This is a genomic window from Brevundimonas sp. Root1423 (assembly GCF_001426805.1).
Genome location: NZ_LMFL01000013.1, coordinates 38,408 through 59,295, shown reverse-complemented (window position 1 = coordinate 59,295; position 20,888 = coordinate 38,408). Strand labels below are relative to the sequence as shown.

The 20,888-nt window shown below is 70.2% G+C and carries 23 protein-coding genes and 1 riboswitch; of the genes, 15 read left to right on the top strand and 8 right to left on the bottom strand.

What is annotated here, in order from left to right:
- The 4 genes from ASD25_RS10615 to ASD25_RS10600 form a co-directional block, all read right to left on the bottom strand.
- The coding region (locus ASD25_RS10615) for a phosphomethylpyrimidine synthase ThiC (RefSeq protein ID WP_235562705.1) at positions 1-617 on the bottom strand (617 nt) is incomplete at its 3' end.
- 131 nt (positions 618-748) lie between these two features.
- Positions 749-857: riboswitch (TPP riboswitch) on the bottom strand.
- A 41-nt stretch (positions 858-898) separates the two neighbouring features.
- Positions 899-1,321: a hypothetical protein gene (locus ASD25_RS10610; RefSeq protein WP_055827535.1), complete on the bottom strand. Its 423-nt coding sequence runs from the start codon at positions 1,319-1,321 to the stop codon at positions 899-901.
- A 4-nt stretch (positions 1,322-1,325) separates the two neighbouring features.
- Positions 1,326-2,150: a TIGR02587 family membrane protein gene (locus ASD25_RS10605; RefSeq protein ID WP_055827538.1), complete on the bottom strand. Its 825-nt coding sequence runs from the start codon at positions 2,148-2,150 to the stop codon at positions 1,326-1,328.
- 37 nt (positions 2,151-2,187) lie between these two features.
- Positions 2,188-2,811, bottom strand: a complete 624-nt coding sequence (locus ASD25_RS10600) for a TetR/AcrR family transcriptional regulator (RefSeq protein ID WP_055827540.1) — start codon at positions 2,809-2,811, stop codon at positions 2,188-2,190.
- Between the two features lie 320 nt (positions 2,812-3,131).
- Between ASD25_RS10600 and ASD25_RS10595 the strand changes: the two genes are divergently transcribed.
- The 6 genes from ASD25_RS10595 (at position 3,132) to ASD25_RS10570 (ending at position 10,100) form a co-directional block, all read left to right on the top strand.
- Positions 3,132-3,563: a BLUF domain-containing protein gene (locus tag ASD25_RS10595; RefSeq protein WP_055827543.1), complete on the top strand. Its 432-nt coding sequence runs from the start codon at positions 3,132-3,134 to the stop codon at positions 3,561-3,563.
- Positions 3,564-3,700: 137 nt separating this feature from the next.
- Entirely contained in the window at positions 3,701-4,699 is a 999-nt protein-coding gene (locus ASD25_RS10590; RefSeq protein WP_055827546.1) for a D-cysteine desulfhydrase, read from the top strand.
- Positions 4,699-5,361: an aspartate/glutamate racemase family protein gene (locus ASD25_RS10585; protein ID WP_055827549.1), complete on the top strand. Its 663-nt coding sequence runs from the start codon at positions 4,699-4,701 to the stop codon at positions 5,359-5,361. Before ASD25_RS10590 ends, ASD25_RS10585 begins: the two co-directional genes overlap by 1 nt.
- Before the next feature lie 47 nt (positions 5,362-5,408).
- Positions 5,409-6,341, top strand: a complete 933-nt coding sequence (locus tag ASD25_RS10580) for a nucleoside hydrolase (RefSeq protein ID WP_082560071.1) — start codon at positions 5,409-5,411, stop codon at positions 6,339-6,341.
- A complete protein-coding gene (locus ASD25_RS10575; protein ID WP_055827552.1) occupies positions 6,338-7,186 on the top strand; it encodes a ribokinase in 849 nt (282 codons plus the stop codon). Before ASD25_RS10580 ends, ASD25_RS10575 begins: the two co-directional genes overlap by 4 nt.
- Positions 7,187-7,253: 67 nt before the next feature.
- Complete coding sequence (locus tag ASD25_RS10570; protein WP_055827554.1) at positions 7,254-10,100, top strand: pitrilysin family protein; 2,847 nt, start codon at positions 7,254-7,256, stop codon at positions 10,098-10,100.
- 47 nt (positions 10,101-10,147) lie between these two features.
- Here the strand turns inward: ASD25_RS10570 and ASD25_RS10565 are convergent, their stop codons facing one another.
- Positions 10,148-10,819: a bifunctional 4-hydroxy-2-oxoglutarate aldolase/2-dehydro-3-deoxy-phosphogluconate aldolase gene (locus tag ASD25_RS10565; RefSeq protein WP_055827558.1), complete on the bottom strand. Its 672-nt coding sequence runs from the start codon at positions 10,817-10,819 to the stop codon at positions 10,148-10,150.
- Positions 10,820-11,237: 418 nt separating this feature from the next.
- Here ASD25_RS10565 and ASD25_RS30365 point away from each other — a divergent pair, with 418 nt between their 5' ends.
- Both ASD25_RS30365 and ASD25_RS10560 read left to right on the top strand, forming a co-directional pair.
- Positions 11,238-11,606: a hypothetical protein gene (locus tag ASD25_RS30365; RefSeq protein WP_156389276.1), complete on the top strand. Its 369-nt coding sequence runs from the start codon at positions 11,238-11,240 to the stop codon at positions 11,604-11,606.
- Positions 11,603-12,154: a hypothetical protein gene (locus ASD25_RS10560; protein ID WP_200943597.1), complete on the top strand. Its 552-nt coding sequence runs from the start codon at positions 11,603-11,605 to the stop codon at positions 12,152-12,154. The genes ASD25_RS30365 and ASD25_RS10560 overlap by 4 nt, the downstream gene beginning before the upstream one ends.
- Before the next feature lie 16 nt (positions 12,155-12,170).
- Here the strand turns inward: ASD25_RS10560 and ASD25_RS10555 are convergent, their stop codons facing one another.
- Positions 12,171-12,989, bottom strand: coding sequence for an alpha/beta hydrolase (locus tag ASD25_RS10555; RefSeq protein WP_055829628.1), 819 nt, complete (start codon positions 12,987-12,989; stop codon positions 12,171-12,173).
- Between the two features lie 46 nt (positions 12,990-13,035).
- Between ASD25_RS10555 and ASD25_RS10550 the strand changes: the two genes are divergently transcribed.
- The 7 genes from ASD25_RS10550 to ASD25_RS30360 all read left to right on the top strand — a co-directional run bounded on the left by ASD25_RS10550 (position 13,036) and on the right by ASD25_RS30360 (position 19,422).
- Positions 13,036-13,293, top strand: coding sequence for an Lrp/AsnC family transcriptional regulator (locus ASD25_RS10550; protein ID WP_055827560.1), 258 nt, complete (start codon positions 13,036-13,038; stop codon positions 13,291-13,293).
- Positions 13,294-13,356: 63 nt separating this feature from the next.
- Complete coding sequence (locus tag ASD25_RS10545) at positions 13,357-14,541, top strand: acyl-CoA dehydrogenase family protein (protein ID WP_055827563.1); 1,185 nt, start codon at positions 13,357-13,359, stop codon at positions 14,539-14,541.
- A 140-nt stretch (positions 14,542-14,681) separates the two neighbouring features.
- Positions 14,682-15,827, top strand: a complete 1,146-nt coding sequence (locus ASD25_RS10540) for an acyl-CoA dehydrogenase family protein (RefSeq protein ID WP_235562703.1) — start codon at positions 14,682-14,684, stop codon at positions 15,825-15,827.
- An 82-nt stretch (positions 15,828-15,909) separates the two neighbouring features.
- Positions 15,910-17,208, top strand: coding sequence for a homogentisate 1,2-dioxygenase (gene hmgA / locus ASD25_RS10535; RefSeq protein ID WP_200943596.1), 1,299 nt, complete (start codon positions 15,910-15,912; stop codon positions 17,206-17,208).
- Entirely contained in the window at positions 17,205-17,588 is a 384-nt protein-coding gene (locus ASD25_RS10530; RefSeq protein WP_055827571.1) for a hypothetical protein, read from the top strand. The genes hmgA and ASD25_RS10530 overlap by 4 nt, the downstream gene beginning before the upstream one ends.
- 38 nt (positions 17,589-17,626) lie before the next feature.
- Positions 17,627-18,430: a DUF1295 domain-containing protein gene (locus ASD25_RS10525; RefSeq protein WP_055827579.1), complete on the top strand. Its 804-nt coding sequence runs from the start codon at positions 17,627-17,629 to the stop codon at positions 18,428-18,430.
- A gap of 125 nt (positions 18,431-18,555) precedes the next feature.
- Positions 18,556-19,422, top strand: coding sequence for a hypothetical protein (locus ASD25_RS30360; RefSeq protein WP_156376893.1), 867 nt, complete (start codon positions 18,556-18,558; stop codon positions 19,420-19,422).
- A 124-nt stretch (positions 19,423-19,546) separates the two neighbouring features.
- Here ASD25_RS30360 and ASD25_RS10520 read toward each other — a convergent pair whose 3' ends face one another.
- Together ASD25_RS10520 and glk are read right to left on the bottom strand one after the other, a co-directional pair.
- Positions 19,547-19,807, bottom strand: a complete 261-nt coding sequence (locus tag ASD25_RS10520) for a hypothetical protein (protein ID WP_055827584.1) — start codon at positions 19,805-19,807, stop codon at positions 19,547-19,549.
- 84 nt (positions 19,808-19,891) lie between these two features.
- The gene (gene glk / locus ASD25_RS10515) at positions 19,892-20,869 is read right to left on the bottom strand and encodes a glucokinase (RefSeq protein WP_055827587.1); all 978 of its coding nucleotides are present in this window, start codon (positions 20,867-20,869) and stop codon (positions 19,892-19,894) included.
- Between the last annotated feature and the right edge of the window lie 19 nt (positions 20,870-20,888).

The following is a 20,888-nucleotide window of genomic DNA, read 5'->3' as shown; positions in this document are numbered from 1 at the left end:
AGGAAGTTGCGGCCGATGATCATCGGCTCGACCTCGGGGTGGTTGATGTTGTGCGGGATGATGGCGCGGCCGCGGGCGATCTCCTGACGCACGAACTCCGGCGTGACGAAGTCGGGGATGCTGGCGCCGAAGTCCTCGCCGTCGCGGATGCAGGGGGCGGACTGTTCGCGGCGCAGGTTCTCGCGGATGGCGACGTATTCCATCTCGGGGGTGATGATCCCCGCCTTGGCGTATTCGTACTGGGTCACCGGGCGGCCCTCGACGCCCTTGAAGACCTTGTGGTTCGAGGTGTCGAAACGGGGGGCGAGGTTCTTGCCCGAGGCGTGGCCGTTGTCCTCGGGCCTGACCTCGCGGGGGTTGAGGACCGGGGCGATGTCGCCGCGGTCGAGCTGCCACGACGACTTCACCAGCGGCAGGCCGCGCTTGATGTCGATGGTCACGGTCGGGTCGGTATAGGGGCCCGAGGAGTCATAGATGGTCACCGGCGGCTCATTGGCGCTGGGGTGGACGGCGACCTCGCGGAAGGGGACGCGGATGTCGGGATAGAGTTCGCCGGCGACATAGACCTTGCGCGACCCGGCGCGTTCGCCGGTCGGGATGGTGCCGGTCTCCTTCATCACCGCCTCGCGGGCGTCCTTGAGGGCCAGATCCACATTGGGCTCGGCGGGCGTGACGGGCGGGGTGACGGCGATGTTCATGGCGGCCTCGGTGTTGAGGGCGCCGACGTCGGCATGGTGGTCCTGTCGTGTGGACCGAGCGTTTCCCATCCCTTCGCCGGCATGACCCGGATCAGGTTCGACGGGTCAGGCGATCACGCCAATCTCAGCCGCTCGGATGCGACCCCCCGGAGAACGGCGCGACCCTACGCCCGACCGGCGCGCGCTTCAATCGGCAAGGCTCAGGGCTCGGACCAGCCGCGCACCGTCAGCTCGAGCCGGCCCTGATGCGGGTCCTCGCGGAACAGCAGGGTCAGGGTCTCGCTGCCGCCCCCGGGGGCGTAGTCGAGGGTGGCGGATGCGGTCTCGGGGGCGCCGGCGGGCGGGGTCAGGACGCCCTCGACCTCGACGGCGGCGGCGGTCTCGCGGCCGCTGTTGCTGACCTCGACCTCGACCCGGAAGCCGGCGGCGACCGGGGTGACCGAGGCCGCGCGCGCCGAAAGCTCCGGCGGCGAGGCGGGCGCCAGGGCGGCGAGGGCCAGCACGATCAGCACCCCGACGGTCACGACCAGGCCGAGGCCGGCGACGGCCCATTCGAGCAGGGGCCGCGACGCAGGGGGCCTGCCGGCGGGGGACGGGCGGGCGGAGGCGGGCTTTCGGGCCATGGGATCAGACCAGCAGCCGCGCGACGGCGGCTCCGAGGGCGGCGGGGAAGGCGAGCACCGCGGTGGTTGAGACGATCATCGCCGGCGCCTGGCCGTCCAGCCGCCCGAACACCCACAGCACGAACAGGCTGACCAGCAGGGCGATGGCGTAGCCGACGATGGTGAAAAGGAACAGGGCCGCGCCGGGGTGGCTGGCGGACTCCTGACCCGCGAAGCCCACCGAAAACACCAGCAGGTGCAGCAGGACGATCGAGAGCAGGGCCAGCAGCAGGATCTGCCAGCCGGCCATCTGCCAGGCGATCAGTATGACCTCTTCCGTCGGGGCGACATTGAAGGCCAGCACCAGGGCGCCGGCGGCCATCAGGAAGAGCTCGCCATAATAGGGCGCGGTGTCCTCGGCGCCCTCCTCGGCGCCGGCGCTGAGCTGGCGGCGGGCGAGGGTCGCGCCGATGGCGGCGGGCACGCCCTGCAGGGTTATCCGGCCCATGGCCTCCGCCGCCGTGACGTCGGGACCCAGCAGGCCGAACAGGGCGAGGAAGGCCGCAGCGGTGGCGAAGCCGACGGCCAGGGCGGACAGGGTGTTGAACAGGTCGTTGCGCCAGCCGCGCCGGGCGTCGAAGCCGGCGTAGTCGGACAGGCCGTACAGCAGCGGCAGACCGAGCAGGACGAGGGCGATCAGGCGTGCGGGCGGGATGGCGACGCCGAACGCCCACATCTCCATCGTCATCAACAGGGGGAAGGCGAAGATCAGGGCTCCGCCGAAGGCGCGCCCCAGGCCCGCGGCATAGGTGCGCTCCCGGCCGGGGTTGATGGCGAGCCTGGCGATCATCGGGTCCCCAACGCCTCCGGAGCGCCGAAGCTCCCGATCAGTCCGGGAAGGCGAGCAACAGGCGGTCCAGCGCGGCCTCGGCGCGGGGCCAGCCTTCCGCGTCGAGGGCCAGACCGGCGACGCCGCCGCGGCGTTCGGCCGAAAGGGCCAGGTGCTGGACGGCGGCCAGGAGGACGGCGTTCAGGGCGGTCGGATCACCCTCGGGCGGGACGCGCAGACGGGGACGCCGCTCGCGCATCCAGTTTTGCAGCACGGCGGCGCGGTCCGCCTCTATCCGGCGCAAGCGGTCGGAATCCTCGACCAGGGCCCAGGCCATCAACCGCAGGCTCAGGGGGCTGGCGCGCAGGGCGGCCAGCCAGGTCAGCAGGCTGATGCGGGCGAAGGTCCGCAAGGAGGCGGTTTCGACCTGCGGAATGGAGGCGAGGCTGGCGGCGAGGGCCGCGTGGGCGCGGTCGGCGATGCGCGTCACCACCCCGTCGGCGCCGTCGAAATAGCGGTACACCAGCTTGCGATCGCAGCCCGCTTCGGCGGCCAGGGTCTGGACGTTCAGGCCGGGAAAGCCGTCGCGCAACAGGATGCGCTCGCCGGCCGCGACGATGGCGGTCTCGGTGGCGTTTCGGTCACGCAGTCTCGCGAGGACGGGGGCGGGCGATTCGGCCATGCGCACAGCATCGGTCCGCGCGACCTGAGTCGGCAAGCGGGGCCGGGTTAAGAGGAAGATGCGGCCCGGTCTGCGTCGGGGGGCGTGGCAAAGACCGGGCCGCGGAGGACTCTGTCGAGCGCGCATCGCCGCAAGGTCCGATGGGGAAACTGCGGTCTTCAAAAACCGTTCCGCGCCGGTTAAAAATTTTCCCGGGCTCGCGCCGGCGCGCCGGACGAGCGGATGTCGGGAAACGGACATTTCCGTTCAGGGGCAAATCTTTAGCGGCCTGCAACCGGGACGGCGGCCCCGCATTAAGGCTCGACGCAAAGAGGGTGAACATGAGTCTGGGTCTGGAACGGCTGGTCTATGAAAGCACCGCGACGGGCACCACCGCCTCGTTTGGCAACCTGGCGGTCATTCTGGCCGAGTCGCAGCGCAACAACGACCGGGACGGCCTGACGGGCGTGCTGGCCGCGCACCGGGACCGCTATATCCAGGTCGTCGAGGGATCCGGGCAGGCGCTGGACGCCCTGCTGCGGCGGCTGGAAAACGACCCCCGTCACCGCGACGTCACCCTGATCGGTCGCGAGCCGATCTCCGAGCGGCTGTTCAGCCGCTGGTCCATGGCCAACGCGCGGATCACGCCGGTTCACGGCGCGGCCCTGGACAGTCTGACCGACCATGACGAGCTGACGCCGCGCGAGGTGGTCGCGATTCTGCTGGACGCGCTGCAAAAGGCCGACGCGGCCAGAGCCTCCGCGCCGGCCTGATCAGCCGGCGACAGCCGCGGATCCCATCCGGACCCACGGCGCGCCGGGGCTGGCGGGCCCTCAGCCCGGGACAACGGCGAAGCGGTTCGGCAAATCGGGCGGAGGCGTCTAGAAGGGGCCCACATCGGAGCTCCACCATGCATCTCGCCCGCTTTCCCCGCGTCCGTCTCGCCCATCTGCCGACCCCGCTGGAGCCGCTGCCGCGGCTGAGCGAGGCGCTGGGCGTCGAGATCTGGATCAAGCGCGACGACTGCACCGGCCTCGCCGGGGGCGGCAACAAGACCCGCAAGCTGGAATTCCTGCTGGGCGACGCGATGGAGCAGGGGGCCGACACCCTGGTCACCCAGGGCGCGGTGCAGTCGAACCATGTGCGCCAGACGGCGGCGGCGGCGGCGGCGCACGGCTTCGCCTGCGAGGTCATCCTGGAAGAGCGGACGGGGTCGAAAGCCATCGACTACACCCGCAACGGCAATGTGCTGATGGACCGGCTGTTCGGGGCGGGCATCCGCACCGTGGCCGGCGGCAGCGACATGCCGGCCGAACTGGAGAAGACGGCGGCCGAGGTCCGGGCCCGGGGCGGCAAGCCCTACATCATCCCCGGCGGCGGCTCGAACCCGGTCGGAGCCCTGGGCTATGTCGACTGCGCCCGCGAGATCGTGGTCCAGGCGGACGAGCTGGATATGCAGATCGACCGGATCGTGACGGCGACGGGCAGCGCCGGGACCCACGCCGGCCTGGTGGCCGGGCTGGCGGTCATGGGGGCCGACATTCCGGTGCTGGGCATCGGGGTGCGGGCGCCGAAGGCCAGGCAGGAAGAGAATGTGCTCAAGCTGGCGCGCGAGACGGCGGCCCTGCTGGGACGGCCGGACGCGGTCGAGGACCGGATGGTGGTCGCCGACTGCGACTATGTGGGCGAGGGATACGGCCTCATCGACGGCGCCGTGATCGAGGCGCTGAAACTGGCGGCCCGGACCGACGCGATCGTGCTGGATCCGGTCTATACCGGCAAGGCGATGAAGGGGCTGATCGCCCTGGCGAAGGCGGGCCGGTTCGAGAACGAGACGGTGGTTTTCCTGCACACCGGAGGGGCGCAAGGCCTGTTCGGGTACCAGGCCGAGATTGAGGGTTCGCTCTGATGGGCAAGGTTCTTGGAGTGCTGGGCGGCATGGGGCCGGCGGCGACGGTGGCGTTTCTGGCGCGGGTGCAGGCGCTGACGCCGGCGCAGGGCGATCAGGATCACATCCGCATCATCGCCGACATCAACCCGCAGGTGCCGGACCGCAACCGCCAGTCCGACGCCGCCGAGGCGACCCTGGGGCAGATGGCGATGCGGCTGCGCGACGCCGGGGCCCAGGTCCTGTGCATGCCGTGCAACACCGCCCACGCCCAGGCGGCGGGGATCAAGAAGGTCGGCCTGCCCTTCGTCGACATGATCGCCGAAACGACCGAGGCCGCGGCGGCGGGCGGGGCGAAGAAGATCGGCGTCCTGGCCACGCCCGGCGGCGAGGCCCTGTACGCGCGCGCCCTGCAGGGCAAGGGCGTGAAGATCGTGCGCCTGAGCGGCCCCGCGCGCGAGGCCTTCATGGCCTGCGTCTATGCGGTCAAGCGCGGCGACCTGGGCGAGGCGCCGCGCGCCGAGATGCGGCGTCTGGCGGCGACCCTGGTCGCGGCCGGGGCCGAGGCGGTGATCGCGGGATGCACCGAGGTGCCGCTGCTGCTGGGGAGCGAGGACGTGTCCGTGCCGCTGGTGGATTCGGCCGAGGTGCTGGCGCAGGCGTGCGTGAACCGGTGCAAGTGACCGGCTGAGAGTTGCCTATCGGGGCGACCCGCTTCAAACCTGATCCGGTGAAAACCCTGTCCCTCATCATCGATTGCGATCCCGGCGTGGACGACGCCGTGGCGCTGATGCTCGCCTTCGGGTCGGGCGAGCTGGAGCTGCTGGCCGTCACCGCCGTGGGCGGCAATGTGCCGGTGGAGAAGACGGCGCGAAACGCCCGCATCCTGCGCCAGATCGCCCGGCGCGAGGACGTGCCCGTCTTCATGGGGGCGGAGCGGCCGTTGCGGCGCGAGCCGGCCGGGGCGGGCGAGTTCCACGGCGCCGAGGGGCTGGGCGACCTGACGCCGTTCGAGCCGGATGCTCCGTGCGCGGATGGCCATGCGGCGGACGCCATCATCGACCTGGTCATGGGCCGGCCGGAGAAGTCGGTCGCGATGGCGGTGCTGGGGCCGATGACCAATCTGGCCCTGGCCCTGCGCAAGGCGCCCGGGCTGGCGGACCGGTTGGGGACGGTGGCGGTCATGGGCGGGGCGAGATCCGAGGGCGGCAACATCACCGCCTCGGCCGAGTTCAACATCTGGGCCGATCCCGAGGCGGCGGCCGAGGTGCTGGCGACCGGCTGCGACCTGGTGATGTTCGGGCTGGACGCGACGCATCAGGTGCGGGCGACCGACGCGCGGATCGCGGCGCTGGAGGCGGTCGGGACTCCCATGGCGGATGCGGCGGCGGCGATGATGCGGTTCTCGCAGAGGGTCGAGCGCAGGATCGTCGGCTGGGACGCGCCGCCGGTGCATGATCCGTGTCCGGTGGCCTGGCTGCTGCGGCCCGGGCTGTTCGAGCTGAAGGCCTGCCGGATCGCGGTGGAGACGCACAGCGACCTGACGCGCGGCCATACGGCGGTCGAGTTCCGCGAGGCGGTGGCGGGACCGCTGCCGCACCGCTGGGCGGCGGCGGCGGACGCGGACGGGGTCTTCGACCTGATCGCGGAGGCGGTGAGGTGAGGCTGACCGTCATCGGTTCGATCAATCTGGATTTCGTCGCCTCGGCGCCGCGTCTGCCGCGCGCGGGCGAGACCGTGACCGGGGCGACCCTGGCGCGGCATCCGGGCGGCAAGGGCGCCAACCAGGCGCTGGCGGCGCAGCGGCTCGGCGCCGAGGTCTGTCTGATCGGCCGGGTGGGGCGCGACGGCATGGCCGAGGAGGCCATGGGCCTGCTGCTGGCCGAGGACGTCGATGTCGCCGGGGTGATCACGGACGCCGCGGCGCCGACGGGCGTGGCCCTGATCGCCGTCGATCCCCAGGGCGAGAACCAGATCGTGGTCGCGGCGGGGGCCAATCACAGCGTCATGCCCGAACAGCTGCCGGCGCGGATCGAAACCCCGCTGATCCTGCAGCTGGAGCTGCCGGTCGAGACGGTCGAGGCGGCGGTGGGGCGGGCGACCGAGTTCGTCTGCGTCAACCTGGCCCCGGCGGCGCCGGTGTCGGACCAGCTGCTGCGCCGCGCCGACCTGCTGGTGGTCAATGAGACCGAGGCCGAATTCTACGGCGACCTGCTGCATCACGGCGGCGGTCGGGTGGTGGTGACGCTCGGGGCGCGGGGCGCGGTCATGTACCAGCGCGGGGCCGAGGTCGCCCGGGCGACGCCGCCCAGGATCCGGCCGCTGGACGCGACCGGGGCGGGCGACGCCTTCGTCGGGGCGATCTGCGTGGCCCTGCTGGAGGGGATGGCGGCCGAGCCGGCGTTGCGGTTCGCCTGCGCGGCGGGGGCGGTGGCGGCGACGCGGGCCGGGGCGCAGCCCTCGCTGCCGACGCGGGCCGAGGTCGAGGCGATCATTACCGCGACGTAACTATGGCCCGCGAGATCGGCTGATAGGGTCCCGCATCCGTTCAGACGCCGCTCCGGGGATCGCCGACATGACACGCACCGCCGCCCTTCTGGGGGCTTCGCTCCTGACGCTTTCTACGCTCGCCGCCGGACCGGGTTTCGCCCAGACAGCGCCCGCGCCGATCAGCGTGCCGCCGCTGGAATACACCCACCGCGAGCTGGCCAACGGGCTCGACGTCTACGCCATGCCGGACGCCACGGCCGGCACGGTGACGGTGACCCTCTGGTACGACGTCGGCGGCAAGGACGATCCGCAGGGCCGCAGCGGCTTCGCCCACCTGTTCGAACACATCCTGAGCCGCAAGACGGTCAACCTGCCCTATGGCCAGATCTCGACCCTGGTCGAAAACGCGGGCGGCTCGCGCAACGCCTCCACGGGGCAGGATTTCACCAACTATTACGAGACCGTGCCGCCGCAGTACCTGGAGACGATGCTGTGGACCCACGCCGAGCGGATGGCGCGGCCGGTGGTCGATGACGCCGTGTTCCAGGCAGAGCGTTCGATCGTCAAGGAAGAGCTGCGCCAGCGGGTGCTGGCCCCGCCCTATGGCCGCTTCCAGCGGTTCGTGATCGGCGACAACAGCTTCGACGAAAGCATCTACCGCCGCAGCGTGATCGGCTCGATCGAGGAACTGGATTCAGCCGTCATCGACGACGCCCGGGCCTTCCACGAGGCCTACTACCGCCCCGCCACGGCGACGATGATCGTGTCGGGCAATTTCGATCCGGCGCAGCTGGACCGCTGGGTCGACCAGTATTTCGCCGGCATTCCGAACCCGGAACGTCCCGTGCCGGTGTTCCAGCGGCCCGTCGAAACGCCGCGCACCGCGCCGCGCAGGGTCGAGGCCTATGCCCCCAATGTGCCGATGCCGGCGGTGGGCGTCCTCTATCCCGGCATTGCGGCGAACCACCCCGACGCCGCCGCCCTGGACGTGCTGCAGGCCATCATGTCGCGCGGTGACAGCTCGCGCCTGTATCAGGCCCTCGTCTACGGCAAGCAGCTGGCCTCGACCGCCAATTTCGGCGCCAACAGCATGGAGGAGGACGGCTCGATCGGCGTGACCAGCACGGTGGCGCGCGGCAAGTCGATGACCGACCTCGAGGCGGCGCTGGACATCGAACTGGCGCGGGTGCGCGACGAGCCGGTGACCGCGGCCGAACTGGCCGAGGCCAAGACAGAGATCATCGCCGCCGAGCTGCGCCAGCGCGAGACGGCCTCGGGCCGGGCCTTCATCCTCGGTCAGGCCATCGTTTCGGAGAATGATCCCGGGGCGCCCGACGCACGGCTGGCCGCGGTGCAGGCCGTGACCGCGGCGGACGTGCAGCGGGTGGCGCGGACGTATCTCGACGACCAGGCCCGGGTGGCGGTGCGCTATCAGGACGAGAGCGCCCGGCCCGCCGGCGCGCCCGAGGACAGCTGGCGCAATCCGGCGCCCGTGCCGACCTATCTGACCGTGCCGCCGGCCATCCTGCCGGCCAATGAACTGCTGCCCGAGGGCCAGCGGATGGCCCCGCCGGCGCCGGGGCCGGTCCGGGCCATGGCCACGCCGCGCGTGGTGGAGCGGACCCTGTCCAACGGCCTGCGCGTCATCGCGGCCAAGTCGACCAACCTGCCGATCATGAACGTCCAGCTGAGGATGGCGGGAGGCGCGGCCGGGGATCCCGCCGGCCAGCCGGGTCTGGCCTCGATGACCGCCAATCTGGCGACGCGGGGCGCGGGCGAACGGTCGGCCCCCGAGATCGCGCGGGCGCTGGAGGCGCTGGGCGCCGACCTGAACAGCGGCGCGGGCGCGGATTCCAGCTCGGTGTCCCTGTCCGCTCCCATTGCGTCCGCGGACCAGGCGGGATCGGTGTTCGCCGACGTGGTGATGCGGCCGACCTTCGCCGCGGCGGAGCTGGAGCGCAGCCGGACCCAGACGGTCACGGGCCTGACCGTCGCCCTGCGCGATCCTGGAAACCTGGCGTCGCAGGTGCTGAACCGGCTGGCCTTCGGGGGCGCGGCCTATGGAGCGCCGGCCGCGGGGACGCCGACCTCGGTCGCGACCCTGACGCGCGACCAGGTCGTCGACTTCCATGACCGCTGGTGGCGGCCCGACAACGCGGCCCTGATCATCACGGGCGGCATGGAGCCGGAGCAGGCCTTCGCCTTCGCCGAGCGCACCCTGGGCGGCTGGGAACGGCCGTCGGACCCGGTTCCGACCGTCCCGAACCGGGCGGGTGGACGACCGGCGCCGCGCATCGTCGTGGTCGACCTGCCCGGCGCCGGACAGGCGGCGGTCGCGGCGGCCGTGCGTGGACCGCGCCGGTCGGACGAAGCCTTCTATCCGCTGGCGGTGGTCAACAGCGTCATCGGCGGCGGCCAGAACGGTCACCTGTTCCAGGAGGTGCGGGCCAAACGCGGCCTGTCCTACGGCGCCAGCTCGACCCTGGGCGCGCGGGTGGACGGCGGCCTGCTGTCCGCCGCGACCCAGACCAAGAACGAAAGCGCCGCCGAGGTCGTCGCCCTGGTGCTGGCCGAGTTCGACCGGCTGAAGACCGAGGCGGTGACCGACCAGGCCGTGACCGACCGCGAGGCCTTCATCACCGGCGGCTTCTCGCGCGCGGTCGAGACCACGGGCGGTCTGGGCGGGGTGCTGGCGGACCTGGTCACCTATGGCCTGCCGCTGACCGAGGTCGAGACCTATCCCGCCAGGATCAACGCCACCACGCCCGAGGGCGTGATGGCGGCGGCGCAAGGGGTCGGGTCGGATCAGGCCTATGTCGTGGTCGTGGGCCAGTCGGCGATGTTCATCGACGCCCTGCGGGCGGCCCATCCCGACGTGGTGGTGATCCCGGCGGCGGAGCTGGATCTGAACAGCGCGACGCTGGGGCTGTAGGGGAGCTCCGTCTCCTCCCCATCGCTGCGCGACAGGGAGGAGACGGTTCAGCGTCCCCGGAAGCTCGCGATCGCGTCCACCGTCCTGCGCACATTCGCCTCGACGCCGGCCCAGTCGCCGGCCTTGACCGCCGCGTCGGTGATCAGTTTCGAACCCATGCCGGCGGCGACGATGCCGCTGCCGAACCATCTGGCGATGCTGGCCTCGTCGGGGTCGACGCCGCCCGTCGGCATGATCTTCGTCCAGGGCATGGGGCCCAGCACCGCCTTGACGAAGTCCGGGCCGCCGACGCTGGCGCCCGGGAACAGCTTGACGATCTCGCAGCCCAGTTCATGCGCCTGGCCGATCTCGGTGACTGAGCCGCAGCCCGGGAAATAGGCCGTCATGCGCCGGTTGCAGACGCGGGCGACATCCGGGACCAGGCAGGGGCTGACCACGAAACGGGCGCCGCGGTTGAGGTAGAGGCTCGCCGTGCCCGCATCGACCACCGAGCCGATGCCGAGGATGATGTCCGGGTCGGTCTTCTGCAGTTCGCGGGCGATGTCGCCGAACAGGTCGCAGGCGAAGTCGCCGCGGTTGGTGAATTCGATCACGGGCGCCCCGCCGCGGGCGCAGGCGCGGATCACGTTCAGGCAGACCTGCGGATCCGGATGATAGAAGACCGGGGCCACGCCCTGGGACTCGAGGGCGGTCAGGACGGAGAGGCGGTCGTGGCGCATGGTTCTTCCCCCGCCGATCGGTCCGGCGATGCGCCATGCTTATCCCACCCGCCGCATCGCGGGAAAGCGCCGGCGCGGGGAGCGGGGAACTTTGTGTTTCGAAACCCGGTCCGGACGCTCAGTTCACCCGTCGCCTGGCGCCGCAGAGGTCGCAGAACTCACGCCCCGAGACGCGGCGGTCCGGACGCCAGCGATGGCGTCGGCAGCGAAGGCGGCGGAGGAACTTTCGAAGAAGGCGAAACATGAATCCCCGAGTACGCAACCGACCGCGAGGAGAGGCGGCCGACCGCGCGCAGACACGACCATTCTTCGCTTCGGTCAAGCGATGAATCGAGGAGCGCAGGCCGATAGAGCCCTGGGCTCCGCAGCCCCGGCCAGGATGCCGGAACCGGAATCCCGCTGACGACTTTTCCATCCCATGATCGCCGCATTCTCGTCATTTTTTCTCGCCGCCGCAGGGCAGGCGTCGCCGGTCGCAATCCCGCCGCCGTCTGCCGCTGAGCCGGATATAAGCCTGTCGATATCGGCCCATGCCGACCAGATTCGATGGCGGCAGGTCGGGACGGTGAGAGTCCGGGCCTGGGCCGAGCCGTCGGGATCCGTGATCGAGGAAAACCTGTCGACCGGCCTGCCGCGACCGATTCCCGGTCAAAGGACATTCCGGAACGTCCAGTGGAACCTGACAGCGGCCGCGACGATCGCCGTCCCCGACGCCGCCCCGGCGTCCCCCCAAGCCGATGTGCGTCCGAGCGACGCGCCTGACCCACCCCAAGGAGACCCTCGATGAAGCATCTACTGGCGAGCGGCGCAGCCGTAATTCTTCTGGCCGCCGCAGGCCACGCCGCGGCCCAGTCCCCGGCCGGAGGCATGCAGGTCCAGCCGGTTCAGCCCCTGTCCGCGCAGAGCGCGACGCCGCCCTCCAGCCCCTCGGCCGAGCCGGATGTGCTGCTGGATATCCCGAACCTGTCGGTCGAGGAGATCACGATCGAGGTGGAAAACCTCCAGGCCAAGATCGCTCTGGAAGCGCGGCTGGCCAATCTGCTGCACCTGAGCGCCGGCGCCGACGTCTCGGTCGACAACGTCAAGATAAGCATCAAGGGCGTCAGCGCCCAGGTGCTGCTGAAGGTGCGGCTGGACAATGTCCAGGCCATCATCGACCGAACCCTGACGACCATCGACCGGAATCCGGAAATCCTCGAGCGGCTGCTCACCACGGTGGACAATACGGTCAACACGGTCGGCGGCGTGGCCAATACGACCCTGCAGCCGGGCGGTGTGGTCGATAACACCGTCGGCACGGTGGGGCAGGTCGCGGGCGACGCGACGCGCCGTTAAGCCGACAGGAAGCGGATCAGGCGGCCTTCGCCAGGCCGACGATCCGCTTCACCAGCGGGCTGTCCGCGTCGAACAGCGGGTCCAGCACGGTGAAATGGTTCAGGCCGGGCAGGGCCTCGTAGCGGGTCTCGACGCCGTTGGCGGCCCAGTGGTCGGCCATCAGCCGCGACTGGCGCAGGAACTCCGGGCTCTCTTCCCCGCCCACGACGCAGTCCAGGATCGTGCCCCCGGGCGTCGAACCGTTGGGCACGGGCCAGAAGAGGGGCGACAGGGCGGCGGCCTCGCGCTCATCCAGATCGAGCGCCTTGTTCAGGGAGGTGGGGACGAGCCGGCGCAGGTCGAAGACGCCGCTGATGGCGACGGCGGCCGAGGCGCGGCCCTCGGACAGCATGCAGGCCGCCATATGCCCGCCGGCGGAGTGGCCGAACACCACGGGGCGGGTCCCCGTGCGGGCGCGGATAATCGCCACCGCCTCGCGCGCCTGACCGAGGATGCGGCCGAGGCGGACGGCAGGGGCCAGGTCATAGGAGGGGACGGCGAGGCTGACGCCGTGGGCGAGGAAGGCGGGGGCGAGGCCGCTGAACCAGCCCTTGTCCAGCGCCTGCCAGTAGCCGCCGTGCAGAAAGACGGCGACCGGGGCGTCCGGGTCGGCCTCGAACAGGTCCATGACCTCGCGTTCGCCCTTGCCGTAGGCGATCTCGACGGGCGGATGGGCGGTGCGGGCCGCTTCGGCGGTTTCGCGCCACATGGCCATGACGGCGGGATGGTCGGGCACGCGGGCGCGGTTGTTGTATTCGGCCTCGAGGTCGATGACCGCTTCGCTCTTACCCGTCACGCAACCATCCGCTAGATGAACCTCCACGCACCGGAGGACCGCCGCCATGATGACCGCCATCTTCGTCTTCATCAAATGCGAGCTGGGTCACGCCAACGACGTGGCCGCCGACATGGTGGACAATGTCGAATTCGTCTCGGAGGTCTATTCGACGTCGGGCCAGTATGACCTGCTGGCCAAATTCCAGCTGCCGAAGGAGATGGACATCGGCACCTTCGTGACCAAGTCGGTGCAGACGCGGGCCAATATCCGCGACACCTTCACGGTCATCACCTTCTCGCCCTTCCTGCCGGGCGGGGGCTGACGCTACGTCACTCGTGAATCGCTGCTAATGTTCCGGCTTTCGCCGGGATGACAAGGGTTCAGCATGACCGATCTTGATGCGTTCCGCGCGGAGACCCGCGCCTGGCTCGAGGCCAACTGTCCCGCGGAGTGCCGCGGGCCGGTGGAGAGCGACGACGACCGGGTCTGGGGCGGGCGCAACGCCGTCTTCCCGACGCCGGCGCACAGGACCTGGCTGGAGCGGATGGGCGCGCGCGGCTGGACCGCGCCGGAATGGCCGGCCGAATACGGGGGCGGCGGGCTGAGCCGGGAACAGGCCAAGGTTCTGGCGTCGGAGATGCGCCGCATCGACGCCCAGGCGCCGCTGGCCAGTTTCGGGGTCTGGATGCTGGGGCCGGCGCTGCTGGCCTTCGGGACCGAGGAACAGAAGCAGCGTTTCCTGCCCGAGATCGTGCGCGGCGAAATCCGCTGGTGCCAGGGCTATTCCGAGCCGGGGGCCGGGTCCGATCTGGCGGCGATCCAGACCCGGGCGGAGGACCGGGGAGACCACTGGATCGTCAACGGCCAGAAGGTCTGGACCTCCTACGCCGACAAGGCGGACTGGATCTTCTGCCTGGTGCGGACCGATGCGGAGGCGCCCAAGCATCTGGGCATCTCCTTCGTCCTGTTCGACATGGCGACGAAGGGCGTAAGCACGCGGCCGATCACCCTGATCAGCGGCAAGAGCCCGTTCTGCGAGACCTTCTTCGACGACGTGCGGGTGGAGAAGGCGAACCTCGTCGGCACGCTGAACCGCGGCTGGGACGTGGCCAAGCACCTGCTGGCGCATGAGCGGACCATGATCGGGGCCATGGGCGAGGTCGGCGGCGGGCGGCCGCTCGGTCAGGTGGCGACCGGATCGATCGGCCTGGACGACGACGGGCGGCTGGACGCGCCTATGCTCCGGGCGCGGATCGCCGAGCTGGAAGTGGACGCCGCCGCCTTCCGTCTGGCCATGGAGCGGACGGGCGATCAGGTGAAGGCGGGGCAGGCGCACCCGGCGATCGCCTCGATGCTGAAATACTATGGGTCCGAGCTGAACAAGCGACGGCATGAGCTGCTGATGGCGGCGGGCGGGTCGGACGCGCTGGAATGGGAGGGCGAGCGCTCGCGCCACGGGGCGGCGGCGCGCGACTGGCTGCGCACCAAGGCCAATTCCATCGAGGGCGGGACGAGCGAGATCCAGCTCAACATCATCGCCAAACACCTGCTGCAACTGCCGGGGGCGTAGCGCCCCATGCCGCCGTCACCCCCGGGCTTGACCCGAGGGCCAGACGTCGGGGCGACGAGTGGCTGAGGGGCGGACGGGACCGTCGGACCATCCCTCATGAACGAGCGACGGAACATCTGATCCTCGGGTCAAGCCCGAGGATGACGACGAGAAAGACGCGGCCGAAAATGCCCCTGATCCTGACCGAAGAGCAGGCGATGCTGAAGGCGGCGGCCGACGGCTTCCTCAACGAGCACGCGCCGATCGCCCATCTGCGCAAGCTGCGTGACAGCAGGGACGCGGACGGCGTGTCGCGCGACCTGTGGCGGGCGTTCGGGGAGATGGGGTTCGCAGGGGTTCTCATTTCGGAGGACCACGGCGGTTCGGGGCTGGGCGCGGTCGAGGCCGGGGTGCTGGCCGAGGCCCTGGGGCGGACGCTGACGCCGTCGCCCTTCCTGGGGACCGGCGTGCTGTCGGCGACGGTGCTCAAGGGCGGATCGGCGGAGCAGCAGGCGGCGTGGCTGCCCCGGATCGCGGCGGGCGAGGCGATCGTGTCGCTGGCCGTGGACGAAGGCCCCAAGCATGCGCCGGCGCGGATCGCGACGACGGCCCAGCGGTCGGGCAACGGATTCAGGCTGAACGGGGCCAAGGGCTTCGTGCTCGACGGCCATGTGGCCGACGCCGTGATCGTGGCGGCGCGGACGGATGCGGGGCTGACGCTGTTCCTGGTCGATCCGACGACGGCGGGCGTGGAGATCGAGCGCACCGTCATGGTCGATGCGCACAATGCGGCGCGGGTGACCCTGACCGATGTCGAGGTCGATGCGGACGCCGTGATCGGCGCGGTCGACGGCGGCGAGGCCCTGCTGGAGGGCGCGCTGAATCTGGGCCGGGCGTGCGCGGCGGCGTCGCTGAACGGGGCGGGGGACCAAGCCTTCCAGACGACGATGGCCTATCTGCGGACGCGCAAACAGTTCGGCAAGCTGATCGGCGAATTCCAGGCCCTGCAGCATCGGGCGGCGCATCTGTTTTCGGAGATCGAGATCGCCCGGGCGGCGACGGCGGGGGCGCTCAACGCGCTGGACGTCGGGCGCGAGGACGCGGGACTGGTGGTGTCCGTGGCCAAGGCCAAGGCCGGGCGGGTGGCCGAACTGGCGGTGCAGGAAGCGGTGCAGATGCACGGCGGCGTCGGCATGACCGACGAATTCGACGTCGGCCTGTTCATGAAACGGGTGCGTGTGCTCAACGAACTGCTCGGCGACGCCGGATTCCATCAGGAGCGGATGGCGCGAAGCCAGGGGTTCTAGTCGGCGCCCGCGCCTCCGGATCACGCCGGAGTGGCCAATCGGTCCGGCCTGTCCTAGATCGATGGACAGGGAGACACTCGCCATGACGACGCGAACCAACGCGCCTCGATACCTGACCGGCTTCGGCAATCATTTCGCCACGGAGGCCGTGGCCGGCGCCCTGCCCGAAGGGCGGAATTCACCGCAACGGGCGCCGATGGGGCTGTACGCCGAACAGCTGTCGGGGACGGCCTTCACCGCGCCGCGCAGCGAGAACCGGCGGTCGTGGCTGTACCGGCTGCGGCCCAGCGCCCAGCATCCGGCCTATCAGCCGTTTCCGCAGGCGCGTGTGCGGTCGGGGCCGTTCCATGAGGCGCCGCCGTCGCCCAACCGGATGCGTTGGGACCCGCTGCCGATGCCGACAGAGCCGACCGACTGGGTCGAGGGGCTGACGACCTATGGCGGGACCGGCGATCCCGAGGCGCTGTCGGGGATCGGCATCCACCTGTACGCCGCCAACCGGTCGATGACGGACCGGGTCTTCTACTGCGCCGACGGCGAGCTTTTGATCGTGCCGCAACTGGGCGACCAGGCCTTCGTCACCGAGATGGGGCGGATCGACGCGAGGCCCGGCGAGGTCGTGGTCATTCCCCGCGGGGTGCGGTTCCGGGTGGAGTGTTCGGGAGCGATCCGGGGCTATGTCTGCGAGAATTACGGCGCCGCCTTCCGCCTGCCGGACCTGGGGCCGATCGGTTCGAACGGCCTGGCCAATCCGCGCGATTTCCTGACGCCCGTCGCGGCCTTCGAGGATGTCGATCGCCCGACCGAGTGCATACAGAAGTTCGGCGGCCGGCTGTACGTCACGACCTTCGACCACAGCCCGATGGATGTCGTCGCCTGGCACGGCAACCTGGCGCCCTACAAATACGACACCGCACGGTTCAATACGATCGGCACCGTCAGTTTCGACCATCCGGATCCGTCGATCTTCACGGTCCTGACCTCGCCCAGCGATACGCCGGGAACGGCCAATTGCGACTTCGTCATCTTCCCGCCGCGCTGGATGGTGGCCGAGGACACCTTCCGTCCGCCGTGGTTCCACCGCAACGTCATGAGCGAGTTCATGGGGCTGGTGACCGGCGAATACGACGCCAAGGAGGGCGGCTTCGCCCCCGGCGGGGCCTCGCTGCACAATTGCATGAGCGGGCACGGGCCGGATCAGGCGTCCTATGACAAGGCGGTGGCCGCGGATCTGAAGCCGGTGAAGATCGCCGACACCCTGGCCTTCATGTTCGAGACACGGCTGCCGATCCGGACCACGGAATGGGCGCAAACCAGCCCGACGATGCAGCTGGACTACGACGACGTCTGGACCGGGTTCCAGAAGGGACAAGTGGAATGAAGCGCCTTGCCATGATCGCGGCCGTTCTGCTGGCCGCCTGCCAGCCGGTTCCGGAGAAGGGCGACCTCGGCTTCGGCAACGAGCCGGCGCCGGTGGCCGTCCCGGAGAGCGCGGCGGCGGCGGACTGTCTGGCGCGCGGCGGGCGGATGCAGCCGGTCGGCCGGATGCAGACGATGCAGTGCGTGGTGCGTTACGCCGACGCCGGCAAACGCTGCACCGACAGCGACCAGTGCGCGGGCGAGTGCCGCGTCGCGGACGTCGCGGCGCGTCCGGCGGAAGGCGCGGCGGTGGCGGGTATCTGTCAGGCCGACAGCAACCGCTTCGGCTGTTTCACCCGCGTCGAGGACGGCAAGGCCGAGGCCACCCTGTGCGTCGACTGACCGTGCATCCGAACCTCTCGCGGCGCCGTTCCTGAGCCATGAGCCTGATCGAGATCGCCGCCCTGCTGGGCCTGAACCTGGCCCTGATCGTCGCGGTGATGCTGGGGCTGTGGCGGGTCGCCCTGCGGCTGAAGGACGTCAGCTTCATCGACGGCGTCTGGCCGCTCGGCATGCTGATGCTGGCGCTGGCCACCTTTCCGCGCACCGATGGCGATCCGACGCGCAAATGGCTGCTGGTCTGGCTGGTCGGGGTGTGGGCGATCCGGCTGGGCTGGCACCTTTTGAGTCGGTGGCGGCGCAACGGCGCGGACGCACGCTATGTCGAACTGGTCGAGACCCAGGAGAAGACCAGGGGCTGGGCCTTCGGCAAGACGGCCCTGTTGTTCGTCTTCCTGCCGCAGGCGGTGCTGGCCTGGCTGACATCGCTGCCGGTGCAGCTGGGGCAGGTGGCCTATGCGCCGACGGTCGGCTGGATCGGCTGGACGGGGGCGGTGCTGGCGGTCATCGGCATCGGCTTCGAGAGCATCGGCGACGCCCAGCTGGCGGCGTTCAAGAAGGACCCGACGAACAGGGGCAAGGTGCTGGACACGGGCCTGTGGCGCTGGACCCGGCATCCCAACTATTTCGGCGACGCCTGCGTCTGGTGGGGACTGTATCTGATCGCGGCCGAGACGGGGCCGGGGGTCTGGGCGATCGCCGGCCCGATCTTCCTGACCTTCACCCTGACGCGCTGGTCCGGCATCGGCATCACCGAGAAGGCGACGGCGAAGTCGAAGCCCGGCTACGAGGATTATGTGCGGCGCACCAGCGCCTTCATTCCGTGGCCGCCGAAGAAGGTTTGACCGCCATTCCGCACCAGCCCCTGGCCTGGCCACGGTCTGTCGAAAAGCGGGGCGCCTGAACTGTCGCTTGCTTGACCGCTCCGGCCAAGATGTGTGTTCTCGTTCACTGGGAGCGGGGACCTCGAATGAATGGATTGATCTGGGCCGGACTGTGGTCGGCCTTGTCGATGCTGGCGCCGACCGGTCTCGCGACGAACCCGGTTATGCCGCAGGACGACGACTGGGAGTTCGCCGCCGATGCCGCACGAAACCTGTCGGCGGCCACCGTGCGCTATGAGGACGGCCAAGCAGTCGTGGTCCAGTGCGCGCCGGCCGGCTTGCGGGTGGTCCTTGTGGGTCTGCCGGCGTCAACGGAACGAACCCGCATCCTGGCGGCGTCGCGAGCTGATGGGCGGCAAGATACCCAGACATGGTTCGCGGAGCCCGGAACAACGGCCTTCACCGCTTCGGTGAGCGGGCGCGACGCTCGTTTCCTGCGGGGAGGGGGCGTATTTGAGCTGAGGTCGCGGGCCGGGAGCGCCGCTCCGGTTCATGCAATCTTCGACCTGCCGACCCAGAACGGGAATCTCGATCGGGTGCTGACCGCATGTGGATACGCGGCGAGCGACGAACGAGACCTGCTTCCCCGGGCCGGCGACGATCTGAAGAGCCAGTGGCAGGTTGACAATGCCGAGGAGATTGCGCGCGGGCCGCGGCGACAAAGGCGTAGCCGCAGTGTTAGCGGTGGAGCGCGAGGTCGCGACACAGCACCTCCCGCGCCCCCGCCGCCCGCGCCTGCCGATCTCAGCTGCGTGGTCCGTGAAGGGGGATTGTCCGACTGTCGTTTTGACCACACGCTTGCGGGTTCCACGACGGAGGCCGAGCGGCGACTTCGCTTCTTGAGCGAGATGAAACTCGAACAGGTCGGCGCGACCGCGAATGAGGGCCGGGTCTATTATCCGAACGCGGAGGGCCAGCCCCTGATTGTGGTGACCTACGAACGCCTGATGTAGCGCGCTCCGCCTGGAGCTTGTCTCACCGCCCTCTCCCAAACGAAAAACCCCCGCCGCTTGCGCGACGGGGGCTGACTTTCCGAAGAAAAAACCGGGGGTCATGAAGGCCCCGGCTGTCCGGGTCTTACTGGCCCGGGTTCGCCGTCGACGGCGAGGTGTTCGGCGTGTTGGCGGTGGTGGCGCCGCCGTCAGCGTTGCCGGCCTGTTGCTCGATCATGTCGGCTTTTTCGTTCAGGGCCGTTTCAGCGGCTTCGGTCGGAGCCGCAGCAGCTTGTTCTTCCAGGGCGTCGGCCTGGACTTCGGCGGTCTTGTCGGCCTGGCTTTCGCAGGCGGCGACGCCGGCCAGGGCGAAGATGGCGGCGGAGGCGATGATCAGTTTACGCATGAGGATATCCTTCCAGAGTGGAAACCGGATAACTCAGCCGCGACGCTTCGGTTCACGGTCCCGTGAGAAAAAAGTGTTGGAACGTCAATTTTCTTCGGCGAAGGCCACGCGGGCGGCCCCCAGCAGGGCGGCGTGCTTGTGCAGGATCACCTTCGTCGGGATGGCCGCCATATAGTCCTGGAACCGGCCCTTGCGCTCGAACCGCTCGCGGAAGGGGCTGGCCTTGAGGAAGGGCAGGATGCGCGGGGCGATGCCGCCGGCGATGTAGACGCCGCCGCGCGCCCCCGTGGTAAGGGCGATGTCGCCGGCCACGGCCCCGAGGATGGCGCAGAAGCGGGCGAGGGTGGCGCCGCACGGACTGTCGGCGTTCTCCAGCGCCTCGGTGGTGATCTGGGCGGGGTCGTCGATATGGCTCTCGCGCCCGTCGATCTCGGCCAGGGCCCGGTGCATGTTCAGCAGGCCGGGACCGCAGATCAGCCGCTCGATCGAGACGCGGTCGTAGCGGCGGCGCAGGATGCGCAGGATCTCGTCCTCGACCGCGTCGCCCGGCGCGAAACAGGCGTGTCCGCCCTCGGACGGCATGGCCATCTCGCCGCCCCGACCGTCGCGCACCAGGGCGGACACGCCGAAGCCGGTGCCGGGGCCGAGCACGGCGATGGCGGCGTGGGGCTCTCCCTCGGCGGGGCCGCCCAGCGAGGCCAGCATGTCGTCGGGCACCACCGGCGCGCCCCAGGCGAGGGCCTCGAAGTCGTTGATCAGCCGGACAGGATTCAGGCCCAGCGTCTGGAGCTCGGACTCGGACACGCGCCATGGCGAGTTGGTCAGGTCGATCTCGCCGTCGGTGACCGGCCCGGCCACGGCGATGACGCCGCCGGTCGGCTTGATCTCGCAGCCCTCGATGAAGGCGGCCACCCCCTTGAGGAAGGTGGGATAGGTCTCGGCGGGGAAGCTTTGGTGGTGTTCGAGCACCGGCCTTCCCTCGACCATATGGGCGAGGGCGAAGCGGGCGTTGGTGCCGCCGACGTCGCCGACGAGCAGGGTCTTGTCCCAGGCGATGGTCATCCTTGGTCCCTATCGTTCG

Coding starts and splice junctions, on each gene's coding strand:
- ASD25_RS10605 (WP_055827538.1), bottom strand. CDS start 2,150: ATGATCGCCAGGCTCGCCATCAACCCCGGCCGGGAGCGCACCTATGCC.
- ASD25_RS10590 (WP_055827546.1), top strand. CDS start 3,701: ATGCATCTCGCCCGCTTTCCCCGCGTCCGTCTCGCCCATCTGCCGACC.
- ASD25_RS10570 (WP_055827554.1), top strand. CDS start 7,254: ATGACACGCACCGCCGCCCTTCTGGGGGCTTCGCTCCTGACGCTTTCT.
- ASD25_RS10610 (WP_055827535.1), bottom strand. CDS start 1,321: ATGGCCCGAAAGCCCGCCTCCGCCCGCCCGTCCCCCGCCGGCAGGCCC.
- ASD25_RS10560 (WP_200943597.1), top strand. CDS start 11,603: ATGAAGCATCTACTGGCGAGCGGCGCAGCCGTAATTCTTCTGGCCGCC.
- ASD25_RS10600 (WP_055827540.1), bottom strand. CDS start 2,811: ATGGCCGAATCGCCCGCCCCCGTCCTCGCGAGACTGCGTGACCGAAAC.
- ASD25_RS10525 (WP_055827579.1), top strand. CDS start 17,627: ATGAGCCTGATCGAGATCGCCGCCCTGCTGGGCCTGAACCTGGCCCTG.
- ASD25_RS10540 (WP_235562703.1), top strand. CDS start 14,682: ATGACGACGAGAAAGACGCGGCCGAAAATGCCCCTGATCCTGACCGAA.
- ASD25_RS10550 (WP_055827560.1), top strand. CDS start 13,036: ATGATGACCGCCATCTTCGTCTTCATCAAATGCGAGCTGGGTCACGCC.
- hmgA (WP_200943596.1), top strand. CDS start 15,910: ATGACGACGCGAACCAACGCGCCTCGATACCTGACCGGCTTCGGCAAT.
- ASD25_RS30360 (WP_156376893.1), top strand. CDS start 18,556: ATGAATGGATTGATCTGGGCCGGACTGTGGTCGGCCTTGTCGATGCTG.
- ASD25_RS10545 (WP_055827563.1), top strand. CDS start 13,357: ATGACCGATCTTGATGCGTTCCGCGCGGAGACCCGCGCCTGGCTCGAG.
- ASD25_RS30365 (WP_156389276.1), top strand. CDS start 11,238: ATGATCGCCGCATTCTCGTCATTTTTTCTCGCCGCCGCAGGGCAGGCG.
- ASD25_RS10565 (WP_055827558.1), bottom strand. CDS start 10,819: ATGCGCCACGACCGCCTCTCCGTCCTGACCGCCCTCGAGTCCCAGGGC.
- glk (WP_055827587.1), bottom strand. CDS start 20,869: ATGACCATCGCCTGGGACAAGACCCTGCTCGTCGGCGACGTCGGCGGC.
- ASD25_RS10520 (WP_055827584.1), bottom strand. CDS start 19,807: ATGCGTAAACTGATCATCGCCTCCGCCGCCATCTTCGCCCTGGCCGGC.
- ASD25_RS10530 (WP_055827571.1), top strand. CDS start 17,205: ATGAAGCGCCTTGCCATGATCGCGGCCGTTCTGCTGGCCGCCTGCCAG.
- ASD25_RS10595 (WP_055827543.1), top strand. CDS start 3,132: ATGAGTCTGGGTCTGGAACGGCTGGTCTATGAAAGCACCGCGACGGGC.
- ASD25_RS10585 (WP_055827549.1), top strand. CDS start 4,699: ATGGGCAAGGTTCTTGGAGTGCTGGGCGGCATGGGGCCGGCGGCGACG.